Origin of the sequence: Sodalis sp. RH21 (assembly GCF_047324175.1) — a bacterium.
GTDB lineage: Bacteria > Pseudomonadota > Gammaproteobacteria > Enterobacterales > Enterobacteriaceae > Acerihabitans.
This window is the reverse complement of record NZ_CP178732.1, coordinates 4,056,093-4,070,958: the sequence shown is the minus strand read 5'-3', so window position 1 is coordinate 4,070,958 and position 14,866 is coordinate 4,056,093. Positions and strand designations below refer to the sequence as shown.

At 53.8% G+C, this 14,866-nt stretch carries 12 protein-coding genes; 8 read left to right on the top strand and 4 right to left on the bottom strand.

The window, feature by feature from the left end; genetic code table 11:
• Window positions 1–2 precede the first annotated feature (2 nt).
• The 3 genes from gsiB to gsiD are packed head-to-tail and all read left to right on the top strand — an operon-like array spanning window position 3 to window position 3,390.
• The gene (gene gsiB / locus ACL2XP_RS18745; RefSeq protein ID WP_413734554.1) at window positions 3–1,544 is read left to right on the top strand and encodes a glutathione ABC transporter substrate-binding protein GsiB; all 1,542 of its coding nucleotides are present in this window, start codon (window positions 3–5) and stop codon (window positions 1,542–1,544) included.
• A 10-nt stretch (window positions 1,545–1,554) separates the two neighbouring features.
• Window positions 1,555–2,475 carry a glutathione ABC transporter permease GsiC gene (gene gsiC, locus ACL2XP_RS18740; protein ID WP_413734553.1) on the top strand — a complete coding sequence of 307 codons (921 nt, stop codon included), beginning with the start codon at window positions 1,555–1,557 and terminating at the stop codon, window positions 2,473–2,475.
• 9 nt (window positions 2,476–2,484) lie between these two features.
• Entirely contained in the window at window positions 2,485–3,390 is a 906-nt protein-coding gene (gene gsiD, locus ACL2XP_RS18735; RefSeq protein WP_413734551.1) for a glutathione ABC transporter permease GsiD, read from the top strand.
• 162 nt (window positions 3,391–3,552) lie between these two features.
• On the opposite strand, the gene ACL2XP_RS18730 is transcribed toward gsiD, so the two are convergent.
• On the bottom strand, window positions 3,553–5,019 hold the full coding sequence (locus ACL2XP_RS18730) for an Ig-like domain-containing protein (RefSeq protein ID WP_413734550.1): 1,467 nt from the start codon (window positions 5,017–5,019) through the stop codon (window positions 3,553–3,555).
• A 404-nt stretch (window positions 5,020–5,423) separates the two neighbouring features.
• Window positions 5,424–6,275 (bottom strand): 5'-nucleotidase, lipoprotein e(P4) family, encoded by an 852-nt coding sequence (locus tag ACL2XP_RS18725; protein ID WP_413734549.1) that lies wholly within the window; start codon window positions 6,273–6,275, stop codon window positions 5,424–5,426.
• 253 nt (window positions 6,276–6,528) lie between these two features.
• Between ACL2XP_RS18725 and ACL2XP_RS18720 the strand changes: the two genes are divergently transcribed.
• Window positions 6,529–7,638 (top strand): PQQ-dependent sugar dehydrogenase, encoded by a 1,110-nt coding sequence (locus tag ACL2XP_RS18720; RefSeq protein WP_413734548.1) that lies wholly within the window; start codon window positions 6,529–6,531, stop codon window positions 7,636–7,638.
• A 51-nt stretch (window positions 7,639–7,689) separates the two neighbouring features.
• On the opposite strand, the gene ACL2XP_RS18715 is transcribed toward ACL2XP_RS18720, so the two are convergent.
• Window positions 7,690–8,316 carry a glutathione S-transferase family protein gene (locus ACL2XP_RS18715; protein ID WP_413734547.1) on the bottom strand — a complete coding sequence of 209 codons (627 nt, stop codon included), beginning with the start codon at window positions 8,314–8,316 and terminating at the stop codon, window positions 7,690–7,692.
• 384 nt (window positions 8,317–8,700) lie between these two features.
• Between ACL2XP_RS18715 and ACL2XP_RS18710 the strand changes: the two genes are divergently transcribed.
• The 4 genes from ACL2XP_RS18710 (at window position 8,701) to ACL2XP_RS18695 (ending at window position 12,705) form a co-directional block, all read left to right on the top strand.
• On the top strand, window positions 8,701–9,543 hold the full coding sequence (locus ACL2XP_RS18710; protein ID WP_413734545.1) for a MetQ/NlpA family ABC transporter substrate-binding protein: 843 nt from the start codon (window positions 8,701–8,703) through the stop codon (window positions 9,541–9,543).
• A 72-nt stretch (window positions 9,544–9,615) separates the two neighbouring features.
• Complete coding sequence (locus tag ACL2XP_RS18705; RefSeq protein WP_413734544.1) at window positions 9,616–10,632, top strand: methionine ABC transporter ATP-binding protein; 1,017 nt, start codon at window positions 9,616–9,618, stop codon at window positions 10,630–10,632.
• Window positions 10,625–11,284 carry a methionine ABC transporter permease gene (locus ACL2XP_RS18700; RefSeq protein ID WP_413734543.1) on the top strand — a complete coding sequence of 220 codons (660 nt, stop codon included), beginning with the start codon at window positions 10,625–10,627 and terminating at the stop codon, window positions 11,282–11,284. Before ACL2XP_RS18705 ends, ACL2XP_RS18700 begins: the two co-directional genes overlap by 8 nt.
• Window positions 11,285–11,511: 227 nt before the next feature.
• Window positions 11,512–12,705: a serine hydrolase gene (locus ACL2XP_RS18695; RefSeq protein ID WP_413734542.1), complete on the top strand. Its 1,194-nt coding sequence runs from the start codon at window positions 11,512–11,514 to the stop codon at window positions 12,703–12,705.
• A 76-nt stretch (window positions 12,706–12,781) separates the two neighbouring features.
• Here ACL2XP_RS18695 and ACL2XP_RS18690 read toward each other — a convergent pair whose 3' ends face one another.
• Window positions 12,782–14,074: an aromatic amino acid transport family protein gene (locus ACL2XP_RS18690; protein ID WP_413739222.1), complete on the bottom strand. Its 1,293-nt coding sequence runs from the start codon at window positions 14,072–14,074 to the stop codon at window positions 12,782–12,784.
• Window positions 14,075–14,866 lie beyond the last annotated feature (792 nt).

The following is a 14,866-nucleotide window of genomic DNA, read 5'->3' as shown; positions in this document are numbered from 1 at the left end:
TTATGATTGCACAAAATACTCAACGCCGCTGGCTGATCGCCACCGCGGTGATGGGCGCGCTGGTATCGGTACCGGCCTGGGCCGCCAAAGACGCGGTCATCGCGGTCGGGTCCAATTTCACCAGCCTCGACCCCTATGACGCCAACGATACGTTGTCCCAGGCGGTGGCCAAGTCGTTTTACCAGGGGCTATTCGGCTTCGATAAAGATATGAAGCAGGTGAACGTGCTGGCGGAAAGCTACCAGCCCAGCGCCGACGGGCTGACTTACACCATCAAGCTGCGTTCGGGGATCAAGTTCCAGGACGGCACCGACTTTAACGCCGAGGCGGTCAAGGTCAACCTGGACCGCGCCAGCAATCCCGAGAACCATCTCAAACGCTACAACCTGTTTAAAATGATCGATAAAACCGAGGTGATCGATCCGACGACGGTTAAAATCACCCTGAAAACGCCGTTCTCGCCGTTTATCAATAACCTGTCCCATCCGGCGGCGGCCATGATTTCGCCGGCGGCGCTGCAAAAATACGGCAAGGAAATCGGTTTCCATCCGGTGGGCACCGGCCCGTACGAATTCGAAGTCTGGAACCAGACCGATTTCGTTAAAGTAAAACGCTTTGACGGCTACTGGCAAAAAGACGCCGCCAAGCTTGATAGCATTACCTGGCGGCCGGTGGTGGACAATAATACCCGCGCGGCGATGCTGCAAACCGGCGAAGCCAATTTCGCGTTCCCGGTGCCTTACGAGCAGGCCGCGGTATTGGGCAAGAACAGCAAGCTGGAGCTGGTGTCCGCGCCGTCCATTTTGCAGCGCTATATCAGCCTCAATGTAACCCAAAAGCCGTTTGATAATGTGAAAGTGCGCCAGGCGATCAACTATGCCATTAACAAAGACGCGCTGATCAAGGTGGCTTATGCCGGTTATGCGGTCCCCGCCGAGGGCCCGTTGCCCGCCGGGATCGATTACGCGGTGAAATATAAACCCTGGCCTTACGATCCGGCCAAAGCGCGCGAACTGCTGAAGGAAGCGGGTTATCCCAACGGCTTTACCACCACCTTGTGGTCGTCGCACAATACCAGCACCTTCCAGAAAGCGCTGCAATTTACCCAGCAGCAACTGGCGCAGGTGGGGATTAAAACCACCGTCACCGCCATGGATGCCGGCCAGCGCGCCGCGCAGGTGGAAGCCAAGGGCGTAAATGAAACCGGCGTACGCATGTTCTATACCGGCTGGTCCGCGTCCACCGGCGAAGCCGATTGGGCCTTGACGCCGCTGTTCGCCAGCCAGTCCGCGCCGCCGGCCATTTTCAACACCGCCTATTACAACAACCCGCAGGTGGATAAAGACTTGACCGACGCGTTGAAAACTACCGACCGGGCCGAAAAAACCCGTTTGTATAAAGATGCGCAGGATAAAATCTGGGCCGACGCGCCGTGGGTGTTCCTGCTCACCGAGAAGCTGCTTTACGCGCACAGCAAGAACCTGACCGGTTTTTATGTGATGCCCGACAGCTCCTTTGATTTTACCCATGCCGATATGAAATAAACCGGCGCCGATGCTGAATTATTTTATCAATCGGTTACTGGGCCTGATTCCTACGCTGCTGATTGTCGCGGTGTTGGTATTCCTGTTTGTCCATCTGTTGCCGGGCGACCCGGCCAGGTTGGCGGCCGGGCCGAACGCCGACGCTTCGGTAGTGGCGCTGGTGCGTCAGGATTTGGGCCTGGATAAACCGTTGCCCGAACAGTTTTTGCATTTTATCGGTAATGCGGCGCGGGGCGATTTCGGTACGTCATTGGTCTCGAAACGGCCGGTGAGCACCGAATTGAGCTCGCGGTTTATGCCTACCTTCTGGCTGACCATCGCCAGTATGCTGTGGGCGGTGATTTTCGGCATGGCCCTGGGCATCGTGTCGGCGGTCTGGCGCAATCGCTGGCCCGATCGAATCGGCATGACGCTGGCGGTTTCGGGTATCTCCTTCCCGGCCTTTGCCCTGGGTATGCTGCTCATGCAGATTTTTTCGGTCAACCTGGGCTGGTTGCCCACCGTGGGGGCGGATACCCCCCAGCACTATATTTTACCGTCCATAACCTTGGGCGCGGCGGTAGCGTCGATTATGGCGCGTTTTACCCGCGCCTCGTTCGTCGAGGTCATGCAGGAAGATTATATGCGCACCGCCCGGGCGAAAGGGGTGGGCGAATTTTGGGTGATCGTCAAACATGGACTGCGTAACGCCATGATCCCGGTGGTAACCATGATGGGGCTACAGTTCGGTTTTTTGCTGGGCGGGTCGATCGTGGTGGAAGAAGTATTTAACTGGCCGGGGCTGGGGCGTTTGTTGGTGGATTCGGTGGAAATGCGCGATTACCCGGTGATCCAGGCCGAGGTGCTGCTGTTTTCGCTGGAGTTTATCGTGATTAATTTACTGGTGGACATGCTATATGCGGCAATTAATCCGTCTATCCGGTATCAGTAAGGACCTGGGATGAAATTCTGGCGACGAGAGGCCGCACTCAAGGCGATGCCGGTGATAACTCCCCAGCGCGTTCGCACCCCCTGGAGCGAATTTTGGCGGCGTTTCAAACGGCAGCCGCTGGCCCTGGCGGCCGGGATCTTTGTGCTGGTGCTGGTGATTGCCGCCATCTTCGCTCCCTGGCTGGCGCCGTTCGACGCGGAGAATTTTTTCGATTACGACCGGCTTAACGAGGGGCCGTCGGCGATGCATTGGCTGGGGGTGGATTCACTGGGGCGCGATATTTTCAGCCGTATCCTGATGGGCACCCGCATTTCGCTGGCGGCCGGCTTCTTTTCGGTGCTGTTGGGTATGGCCATCGGCACCGTGCTGGGGCTGGTGGCCGGTTATTATGAAGGCTGGTGGGACCGGCTGATTATGCGCGTGTGCGACGTGCTGTTTGCGTTTCCGGGCATCTTGCTGGCCATCGCGGTGGTGGCCATTATGGGCAGCGGCATGTCGAATGTGATTATCGCCGTGGCGATTTTCAGTATTCCGGCCTTCGCCCGCCTGGTGCGCGGCAATACGCTGGTGCTCAAACACCAGACGTTTATCGAATCCGCGCGCAGCATCGGCGCGTCCGATCGCACTATCTTGCTGCGCCATATCCTGCCGGGCACGCTGTCGTCCATCGTGGTGTATTTTACCATGCGTATCGGTACCTCGATTATTACCGCCGCCAGCCTGTCGTTCCTTGGTCTTGGCGCCCAACCGCCCACCCCTGAATGGGGAGCGATGCTTAACGAAGCGCGGGCGGATATGGTCACTGCGCCCCATATCGCCATTTTCCCCAGCCTGGCGATATTTTTGACCGTGCTGGCGTTTAATTTGCTCGGGGACGGATTGAGGGATGCGCTGGACCCGAAGCTGAAGAGTTGAGGGAAAACTGCGGTTACCCGTCTTTGCAGGGTGATCCAGCGCCTAAACCGGCTGTGGCTGGCCTGCTTTATGCACCGCAGATTTTGCCAGCGGGCGGAACAGGGACCCATGCAGAAATAAAAAACTGGCCGGATACGCTATTACCCGGCCAGAAAAACAGGCCTAACTGCTCCCAGACTCTCCTGCTCCGGGTTGCCCGGTCAACTGCGGCAATGCCTCTTGTTCGGACGATAGCGCCCGAGTGGGCAAACCCGTGGGCTCGGTCAGTTCATCCGAAACCGTTTCTTCCTTTGGCGCATCCCGTTCGGCTATTTGTTCTGCCTCAAGCTGCTCCAACAATGCCGGATCGAATGCCGCCGCATTTTGTGGCCCCCAATCCTTGATGGTCACCACGCCATAACCGCTATTCGCAGGGGCAAACCACATAACGCGTTCTGAAGATAAATTAGCCCCCGACGCGGTTCTTAAGGGGACAACATCCGAAAGATCGTCATCCAAAAAATAAAAAGCGCGTTCAATGCCGATGGTGCAGCTAGTAGTTGCAATATTAAACGCTTGATTATTTTGGCAATTCCACACAGTGGACGGCTCTCTGGTGGTTTCTATTGTATAACGGTTAAAGGCGGTGAGGTTATAGGGACCTAATAGTTTTTGTATTCCGACATCGTGTTGCAGCCATACGGTTCGGGAGCCTAATACAATGGGATAAGTAACGGTAAAATTAATATTCTGCGAAGAGGAAATCGATGTATTGGCTTCTAAATATACGCTCACGGTCAACGTGCCCGGCGTGTTGGTGGTGATATAGATTGAAACATAACCTGTTGCATTGGTGATAATGGTAGACGGGTAGGTCGCTGGACCAGAGACATAAACCAAAAGAGGCTGACCTGCTATACCCTGGCCGGTATTGGCATTGACCAACCTTGCCTGAATCACATTGGCATGTTGACCATCGGCGGAATTGTTATTGCTGATGATGCTGGTAGTAAGTTGATAAGCCACAGGCACCGCGACGAAATTTAAATCGGTAAACGTTATAACCGTAGCGTCGAGACTCACCTTCGCTTGAACTAATACGCTGCCGACAGCGCCACTGCGGACGGTCAACTGATATTGACCGTTCGCATTAGTCGCGCCGTAAGCAGCGCCGAGGGTGCCGCCGCCGAGGGCTTCAAATAGCAAATATACATTGCTGACCGACGCTCCGGTAGGGCTGGATAGGGTATAAAGGATGATATTGTAATTTACATTATTCGCTTGGCTATTATTTACAATTATTGTCGGGGTAAGGAGGTAATCAGCTGTTGTCTGACTTTGGGATACATTAAAATTAACTCGGGGCGATTCACTCATATTTTGCACCTTGTCGGTTACAGAATAATAAACACTTTTGGTGCCTAAGGTGGAAATATTCCTAGGGATCATAAATAACTTCGGTAAGTCGGATACGTTTATTACCAGGTAGGTTTCAACTAAGATGCCATTAAAATATAACTTGATGGTGTCATTTAGTGAAACATTCCCGTATGTAGGAATTTGTACAATAATGCCGTTGTCAGCGGAGATTTGGTTAGTAGTGATAATACCATTAACCAACTGGGGTAAAATTGGGAGTAGCAAGGCCATGTTGACTCCTTACGCTGGGAAAAACGTTTGTTCCGTACTCCTTGGTACGGAACATTTATTGATCGGTTATGAATATCAAGGTAATTTTATGACGTACGGGAATAGAAGCAATGGCTATTTTTACCGTATAGATTGCCAAAAAAAATCATTCGTTAATTTCCGGAGTAATGTTTTGATATTATATTTGCCGCGACAACAGGTTATCGCGTGTACTCTATGCTCGGGAGAAATAGGCTGTGGAATAATTTAATGATATTTTTTATAAAAATCCACTACCTGTTGCCTGAGTTAAATCGTCGTTTTGTAGCCGGATAACGATAAACAGATCACCCGAATTGTCGGCCACGCTCGTCACTAGCCGTGGCCTCCGATGCTGATATCGTGGCGCGAGGTCTAATCAGCCATTACTTTCCATCCCAGGCGTCAACTTTGCCTTCGCGGATCTTCACTTTCTGTTCATCCGAGGCCGGCCAGTAATCTTTTGCCATCCCGCCTTCCCAATCGCCATAGCTGGGGTTGGGCAGCACGATATATTTGCGGCCGAATTCTTCCTGGTGGCGGTTTACAAAATCCCGGCGTTCGGTATTGAGTTTATGATAGGGCTCGCCGCTGAAATCATTCAGGTTGTCCCCTACATACACCACGATATCATAGCCCTGTTGTTCCACCTGGCCAAAGCGCGCGGTTTTATTACTGCTGCCGCCGATGGGTTTAAGCAGCACCGTTTGCGGGCTGACATCGGCAAATCCCAGCGCTTTCAGATTATCCACCGTGGCGGTAAAATCGGCCTGGTCGCGGTTGGAGACATAAAAAATCCGCCCGCCGTGGTCAATGACATAATGGGAGAACTCAACCGCGCCCGGCAGCGCCCTGGCCTCGCGGGCCTGGGTCCATTTGCTCCAGGTGGCGTCGGTAAAAGGCTGGCCGTGTTTGATTTGCCAGCCCGCATAGGCGGTGTTGTCGATCATGGTTTCATCCAAATCCACCACCACCGCTTTTTTCAGTCCCGCTTTGGCCCGGGCCTGGATAAACGCGGTTTCCGCGGTATTAAACGCCTGGTAGGATAAGGCGCTGATTTCGCCTGATTGCTGCATCCAGTTAACGGCAAATACCGTTTGTTCGGTGAGCTTTTGTTGCGCGGTTTCTGGCGCTGCGGCTTGCTGATGCGGGGCGCAGCCGCTGAGCAACAGACCTAATGTGAGGCCGAGCGCGGGGCTTAACCGGTGCAAAACCGGGGCGCGTTTGGATATCTGCATTCTCACTCCTTATTATTTGCCATAAAATCGGGCGCTTACCTGGGCCGGCGGAACCAATATTATGGCCAGGTATTGTTTGAATTTTTAATTAGTTATTGGCAAATTAATAACATGCAATTTGTTAATGTTAAAACTAATTTAGCATCCGCCAGGCTTTTGACTTTGTCAGTTAATGTAAATCCGGCGGCGATTCGTCGCATAACCGCTGGGTCATTTCTACGCTTAAAAGGGATTCGTTAAGGGAGATAACCAGATGCGTTGGATAATACCTCTGCTGTTGGCGGGTATTTATGGCCTATCCGGCGGACCGGCAGCGGCGGCTGAAGCGAAAGTGACCCAACTGCTGACCGGTATGGATCATCCGTGGTCGCTGGCGTTCCTGCCGCAGGAGGACGGCATGCTGATAACGGAGCGTCCAGGGCGGCTGCGTTATTGGCGGCCAGGGCAGCCTTTGTCCGCGCCGGTGAGCGGGGTGCCGGCGGTCTATGCCCACGGCCAGGGCGGATTGTTTGATGTGGTGCTGGCCCCGGGCTTCAGCCAATCGCGGCGTGTCTATCTCAGCTACGCCGAGCAGGGCAAAGATGAAGCGGGAACGGCGGTGGGATACGGCCGCTTGTCGCAGGACAATACGCACCTGGCGGATTTCAAGGTGATTTTCCGCCAGCAGCCTAAATTATCCAGCGGCGAGCACTTCGGCGGACGGCTGGCGTTTGATCCCCAGGGCTTTTTATATATCAGCCTGGGCGAAAACAATCGGCGCCCCACCGCGCAGGACCTGACCAAACACCAGGGCAAAATTATCCGTCTGACCGCCGAAGGCGAGATCCCGCCGGATAACCCCTTTGTGCATAATGAAAACGCCCGGCCGGAAATATGGTCGCTGGGACATCGCAATCCGCAGGGTCTGGCGTTAAACCCCTGGAGCGGCGCCATTTGGGAGAACGAGCATGGCCCCATGGGCGGGGACGAGGTGAATATTATCGCCAAGGGCGCTAATTTTGGTTGGCCGATTGCTACCTATGGTATTAATTATTCCGGGCTGAAAATTCCGGAGGCGCAGGGCGGCGAGGTGGCGGGCACGGTAAAGCCGGTGTGGTATTGGCAAAAATCACCGGCGATCAGCGGCATGGCGTTTTATAATGCCGGGCGTTTCCCGCAATGGCAGCATTCGTTATTTATCGGGGCTTTGAAGCAGAAGGCCTTGCTTAGGCTGACCCTGGAAGGCGATCGGGTGGTGGCCGAGCAGCGTTTGCTCGAAGATCGCGGTGAACGGATACGGGATGTGCGGGTAGGACCGGATGGTTTTTTGTACGTGCTTACCGATGAGCGTAACGGAAAATTGCTTAAAGTAGGATTGGAGTAACCCGCGGCCGGTACGGCGCGCAGGGTGTTCCGGCACCCTGCGCGGGCATAGTCAACTCAAGGGGAGCATCACCCGGGTCTGAAAGCCGGAACGCGCGGAAATGGCGTTATACCAGGTCTGTAGCCCGGTACGCGGTTTACGCGGGATATCGAGGGTAAACCAGTTATAGGCCAGGCAGCCCATGGGAATATCCCCGATGCCAAATTCATCCCCGGAAAAATAGGGGTGTTTATGCAAGGCGGTCTCGGCGATATCAAATAATTCTTCACATCTTTTGATGCCGTTTTCTATTAGCTGTTTATTGCGTTTCGCCGGCGGCGTCCTGATGAGATTGATATACACCGGTTGCAGGGCCGGCGCCAGGCTGGATAATGTCCAGTCCATCCATTTTTCCGACATGGCGCGTACCGACGCATCGGCCAGCAGCCAGACGTCCTGGCCGAATTTGGCGGCCATGTACCGCACGATGGTATTGGATTCCCATAACACCAGATCGTTCTCGTCATCCTGCATGCAGGGCACCAAACCGTTGGGATTAAGGGCCAGGAAAAGGGGATCTTTCGTTTTACCGTATTCCCCTCCGGCGGGTATAGCGTTGAAAACCAATTCAAGCTCGGCGGCGCACCATAAGACTTTTTTCACATTTACTGAATTTTCACGACCCCAGATTGTAAGCATCGCACCTTCTCCGCATTAATTTTTATTAAAAACAGCCGGGTAATCATTAATCATCAGTACGCACTATAACCAGACGTTATGCCTAAAACGGAAACCGGCAAACCTATTATGCCGTGCCGCCGCGTCAATAGCATTACTTCCATATGGTGATGCGCGACATGCGTTATGGCCTGTTTTACCGGCCGCTTTCATCGAGGTTAAATGAATTATAACCTGAAAAATCAGTTCGTTTTCTAGTGATTATTTTCCCAGATCGGTTAAAACGATATTTTCTTTCAAAAGAAATGGCTCCGCCAACAATACGCTATACGACGGTGATAATTATGATTTAATCATGGGTTTGACGACCATCGCCCATTTTATCTAATCAGGACACTCACCGTTATGATGCTTAACACCACCCTGCGCGCAGCGCTTTCCATCGGACTGCTGGCCCTGGGGCTGCAACTGGCCCACGCCAACAGCGACCCAAAAACCATCGTTTTCGGCGTGGCCCCGGGGCCTTATGGGGATATGGTCAAGCAGGCCATCAAGCCGGAATTGGTCAAAAAAGGGTATAAAGTCGACGTGCGGGAGTTCAGCGATTACGTACAGCCGAATATGGCGCTGGCCAACGGCAGTATCGATGCCAATCTGTTTCAACATACTCTTTATCTCGAAAAATTCGCCGCGGACAAAAACCTCAAGGTGGCAAAGCTGATTACGGTACCGACCGCCAGCATGGGGTTTTACTCCCATAAAATCACGGCCATCAATCAGCTCAAGAAAGGCGATATCATCACGCTTTCCAATGATCCCACCAATTTGGCGCGCGGGCTGCGTTTTCTGGAAAAACTGGGCCTGATTAAAATCAAGGCCGATATCGACCCCACCAAAGCCTCTGAACGGGATATCGCCGTCAATCCGCGCGGCCTGGTATTCAAGCCGCTGGAAGCCGCCCAGTTGCCCCGCACCCTGGATAGCGCCACCGGCGCGCTGGTCAACGGCAACTTTGCTTTTGCCGCCGGGATGAAGCTGTCCAGCGCGCTGGCATTGGAAACGCTGGATGAAAATCTAAAAAATGTCATTGCGGTACGCAGTGACGATATGGATAAGCCGTTTGTCAAGGATATCAAGGCCGCCGTGCAATCCCCCGCTTATGCCGCGGCGATCAATCAACCCGACTCGGTGTTCAGCCAATTCCAGAAACCGCAATGGATGCAGGCCGCCGCGCCGGCCAAGCCCTAGCATTTTCCCCGCCGGCCCTCCTGGCCGGCGACATTGGTTCCGCTTAAGACGTAAGCTTGGAGTATGCGGATAATGATTCGGTTAAACCATATCAGCGTTGAGTTCCCCAGGGGAAAACAACCGAGCGCCCGTGCGGTGGATGATGTCAGCCTGCATATCAAACGAGGCGAAGTCTACGGTATAGTCGGGGCCAGCGGGGCCGGCAAAAGCACTCTGCTGCGCACGATCAATTTGCTCCAGCGGCCCAGTCGCGGGGAGGTTATCGTCAATGGCGTCAATGTCAGCTCGCTGACCGGCGGCGCGCTGCGCCATCAACGCCAGAAAATCGGCATGATTTTCCAGCATTTCAACTTAATGCATACCCGTACCGTGGCGGCGAATGTCGCCTTCAGCCTGCGCGCGGCGGGCAAATCTTCCGCAGATATCGCACGGCGGGTGCCCGAAATTTTGGATCTGGTGGGGCTGGCGGATAAGGCGGCCGCTTATCCCGCGCAGCTGAGCGGCGGACAGAAGCAACGCGTCGGCATCGCCCGGGCCATCGCCAACCAGCCGGAAGTGCTGCTGTGCGACGAGCCCACCTCGGCATTGGATCTGGAGACCTCGGCAGCCATTTTGGCATTGCTTAAGGAAATCAACCTCCGCCTGGGCATCACCATTGTGCTGATTTCCCATGAAATGACGGTAATTAAAAGCATCTGCGACCGGGTGGCGGTAATGACCGGCGGCAACATGGTGGAGGAAGGGGAGGTGTTTGATATTTTTGCCGCCCCGCAGCATGAATTCACCCGCCAGTTGGTGTCGCATACCTTCAATTTGGAATTGCCGCCGCGGCTGATGCAGGATTTACAGGGCACCTTGTTGAAAATCCTGTTTGTCGGCGCCTCCGCCGAACAGCCGGTGCTATCGGATGTCGCTACCCGCTATGGCGTATCGGTGAATATCCTGCACGGCAAAATCGAATATATCGGCCAGCGGGCGCTGGGGATTTTGGTGGCGTTGCTGGCCCACCCGCGCGATCCGGGGCAGTTGGCCGCGGCGGTGGCCTATATCCAGGAAAATACGGCGCGCGTGGAGGTGCTGCATGGCTGATTTATGGCTCGATTTGCTGGCCGCGTTCGGCGAAACGTTCCAAATGGTGGGCATCGCCACGCTATTTTCCATTATCGGCGGGTTGCCCCTGGGGTTTTTGATCTTTGTCACCGACCGCCATCTATTCTGGCAAAACCGCGCCCTTTATCTTATCGGCACGGTGCTGGTGAACATTATCCGATCCATTCCGTTTGTGATCCTGCTGGTACTATTGCTACCGCTGACCCAGCTGTTACTGGGCAATACCATCGGCCCTATCGCCGCATCGGTACCGCTGTCGGTGGCGGCCATTGCCTTTTATGCCCGCCTGGTAGACGGCGCGCTGCGCGAAGTCGATCCCGGCATTATTGAAGCGGCCGAGGCGTTTGGCGCCAGTCCGCTGCGCATTATCACGACGGTATTATTGCCGGAAGCGGCGTCGGGATTACTGCGGGGATTGACGATTACCCTGGTCAGCCTGATCGGGTATTCCGCCATGGCGGGCATTGTCGGCGGCGGCGGGGTGGGCGATTTGGCCATTCGCTTTGGTTACTATCGTTATGAAACCAAAGTGATGATTATTACCGTGGTGGCATTGGTGATTTTAGTGCAAATCGTGCAGGTCCTGGGCGATTGGCTGGCGCAGCGGGCGGACCGGCGCAGTAAACGCTAAGGCCCGCCGGCCGGCTCCTGGCGGGGCGCCGGCCGGCGCCATGAAAATAAAAGTATAAAAAAAGCTGAAAATTTGCCTTCAATGCGGCAAAGTGACTTCGTTTCGAATAAACTCAGCTTGTTGGAACATGATTCAGACATCTTGAACGCATTTTTCAGGATGCTATGCTCAATCCTCTACCGTGAGTAACGCGGTAACCATTTTTGAATGGATACTCTGGCCACGTCATGAAGAATTTCGCTTTACCACAAAAAATTACTGCGCTGAGCTTTGGCGCCCTGTTAGTCCTTAGCATCCCCCTTGCCCGGGCGGAAACGGCGCCCGGCGCTCCGGAAGTGAACGCCAAGGCGTTTATTCTCATGGATTACCAGAGCGGCAAAGTGCTGGCGGAATCCAATGCCGATCTGCGTCTCGACCCTGCCAGCCTGACTAAAATCATGTCCAGCTACGTGATTGGCCAGGCGCTCAAGGCCAAAAAATTCACCGAGCAGGATAAAGTCACTATCGGCAAGGACGCCTGGGCCACCGGTAACCCCGTGCTGCGCGGTTCGTCGTTGATGTTTCTGAAACCTGGCGAGCAGGTGACGGTTGCCGATCTGAATAATGGCGTGGTGATCCAGTCCGGTAATGATGCCAGTATCGCCCTGGCGGACTATGTGGCGGGCAGCCAGGATGCGTTTGTCAGCTTGATGAACAAATATGCGGAGGGTATGGGGCTGAAAAATACCCATTTCCTTACGGTCCACGGCCTGGACGCCGAAGGACAGTACAGCACCGCGCGCGATATGGCGATCCTTAGCCAGGCGCTGATCCGCGATGTGCCGGATGAATATGCGCTGCATAAGCAAAAAGAGTTTACTTACAACAAAATCAAACAGCTCAACCGCAACCGCCTGTTGTGGAGCGGCAATTTGAACGTTGACGGCATCAAGACGGGTTATACCGACGGTGCCGGCCATAATCTGGTGGCGTCGGCCACGGACAACGGCATGCGGCTGATTTCGGTGGTGCTCGGCGCCCCGACCGACGGCGTGCGCTTTCGGGAAAGCGAAAAAATCCTGACCTGGGGATTTCGTTTTTTTGAAACGGTGACGCCCATCACCGCCGCTAAGCCCTTTACCCGCCAGCGGGTCTGGTTCGGCGATCGCAGCGAGGTGGATCTTGGCGTGGCCCAGGACGCCTCCATTACGTTGCCCCGGGGCCAGATGAAAAATCTGAAAGCGTCTTTCACGCTCGCGTCGCCGCATCTTGAAGCGCCGCTGGCCCGCCATCAGGTCGTCGGGACGATTGATTTCCTGATGGACGGCAAGGTGATTGAACAGCGGCCGCTGGTGGTGCTGGATGAGGTGCAGCGAGGCGGATTCTTCCGCAACATCTGGGATTGGATACTGCAAACCATTCACGGCTGGTTTGGTAAATAACTGCTTGCCGTCATTCATCCTTGCGTACGCTTTCCCGCCCTAGCCAAATGCCTCCCGTCGGGAGGCATTTGGCTTTTTATCCCAGCATTTTGTAAATAATGGCCGCCAGCGCCATCCATCCGATGACCCACACAAAAACGTTGCTGGCCGCGCCGCGGTAGCGCGCCATGGCCGGCACGTTATTAATGGCGTAGATGGGCAGCAGGAACAGCAGTATGGCGACAACGGGGCCGCCCAGGATTTCTATAATGCCCAGTATACTGGGATTAAGCGTTGCCACCAGCCAGGTGGAGACCAGCATAAATATGCCCGTCAGCCGGTTTAATGCCGTCGCGTTAATGGTTCTACCGCGCTTGCGCAGCGACTGGACCAGCAGGCCGGCAAACCCTTCTCTGGCGCCCAGGTAATGGCCAAGGAAAGATTTGGTAATGGCCACAAAGGCGATCGTCGGCGCGATGAAGCCGATCAAGGGGCTGCTGAAGTGGTTGGCCAGAAATGACAGGATAGTGATGTTCTGCGCCTTGGCGTCAGCCAGGTTCGCGGCCGATAGGCTCAGGACGCAGCTGAAGACGAAAAACATGACCGTCAGCACCATCAATATATTGCTGAAAAGCAGAATGCGCGAACATTTTTTTTCCGCGTTATGGCCGTATTCCTCACGTTTTGACATGGCGAAGGCAGAGATAATCGGTGAATGGTTAAATGAAAATACCAGCACCGGTATGACCAGCCACAGGGTATTTAGCCAGCCGCTATTTCCCGTGACTTCGCGCGTCACGGGCTGCTGGAAAATATCGGTGCTCCAGTGCGGAATTAAAAATAGCGCCAGGAAGATCAGGGTCGCGGCGAAAGGAAATACCAGAATGCTCATGACCCTGACGATCAGATCTTTCCCCAGCCGTATAATGCCCAGCAGGCCGAGAATCAGAATCAGCGCCAATACCGCGCGCGGCGGGGCGGTTTGATGAAGTTGGTAGGTAATAAAGCTGTCGACGGTATTGGTGAGCGCTACGCCATATACCAGTAATATGGGATAAATGGCGAAGAAATAAAGTAAGGTTATTATACTGCCGGCGCGGGGGCCGAAATGCAGTTCCACCACATCGGTAATATTTTTACAGTCAGGATTACCGGATAAAACCAGGCGACACAAAGCCCGGTGGGCGTAAAACGTCATGGGAAACGCGATAACGGCCATGATAAGCAAGGGCAGCAGCCCGCCCATACCCGCGTTGATGGGCAAGAAAAGCACGCCCGCGCCGATGGCGGTGCCATAAAGTCCCAGCATCCATACCGAGTCCGATTGACGCCAGGGTTGCAGGATTGCCCGCTCATCCAGGGTAATCGGGGTTGCTTGCGTCGTATCCATCATATCTCCAAAAAAACTAAACGGAATGCATACAAAAACGGCTATATTCGCTTAAATTCCCGTTGCGTTTATTCATTACCAGAAAAGAATAAACGTTATGAATTAGCAGTAGATCATATATCGCCGATAACTGGCGGCCATAATATAGCCTTTGCCTAAAAGATTCATGTGCTAATTTGGCATTTTTTGATCTGGGTCTCTGATTCAAGCGCGGAGGATATTCTTTTCATTCGGCAAACCTACGGCTATTTCACGCTAATGATTCAAAATAGTTCATTAGCGTTAATGTTAATTTAAGGCATAATGTTATGGATATATTAGAGTTATTATCTTATCCATGTTTAGCCATGGGTAATATCGTAACTCGCAGGCTATAAAAACAATAATCGTTTGGAAATTATTAAAATAATGGTATCTAAATAGGGTAACTAATAGCTCAATAATAAAATTAAATATATTATATTACCCATTTAATTTATCTAATCAATATTAGACCAACACAGCGGTTTTACGTCGTCAGGCTGCGTGCCGAATCGGCTGATGGACGGGGCGGGTTTTCCTGCGCGGCGCGGTTTGCATGGGCAATAGCCTACGCGCGCTACGGCCGGGCATAATCCGGGCACGCGGGTTCGGGCAGGCCAAAAAGGGATGATGCTGGTATGGGGCGGCGATGGGGAACGGACAATAAAAAACCCGAAAGTCTTGAACCTAATAGGCGGGACGATCGGGCTCCTCAATTTGGGGACATCAAAGAAAAGCAGTGGCATTAAATCAGACTCTAAGGATTAGGGA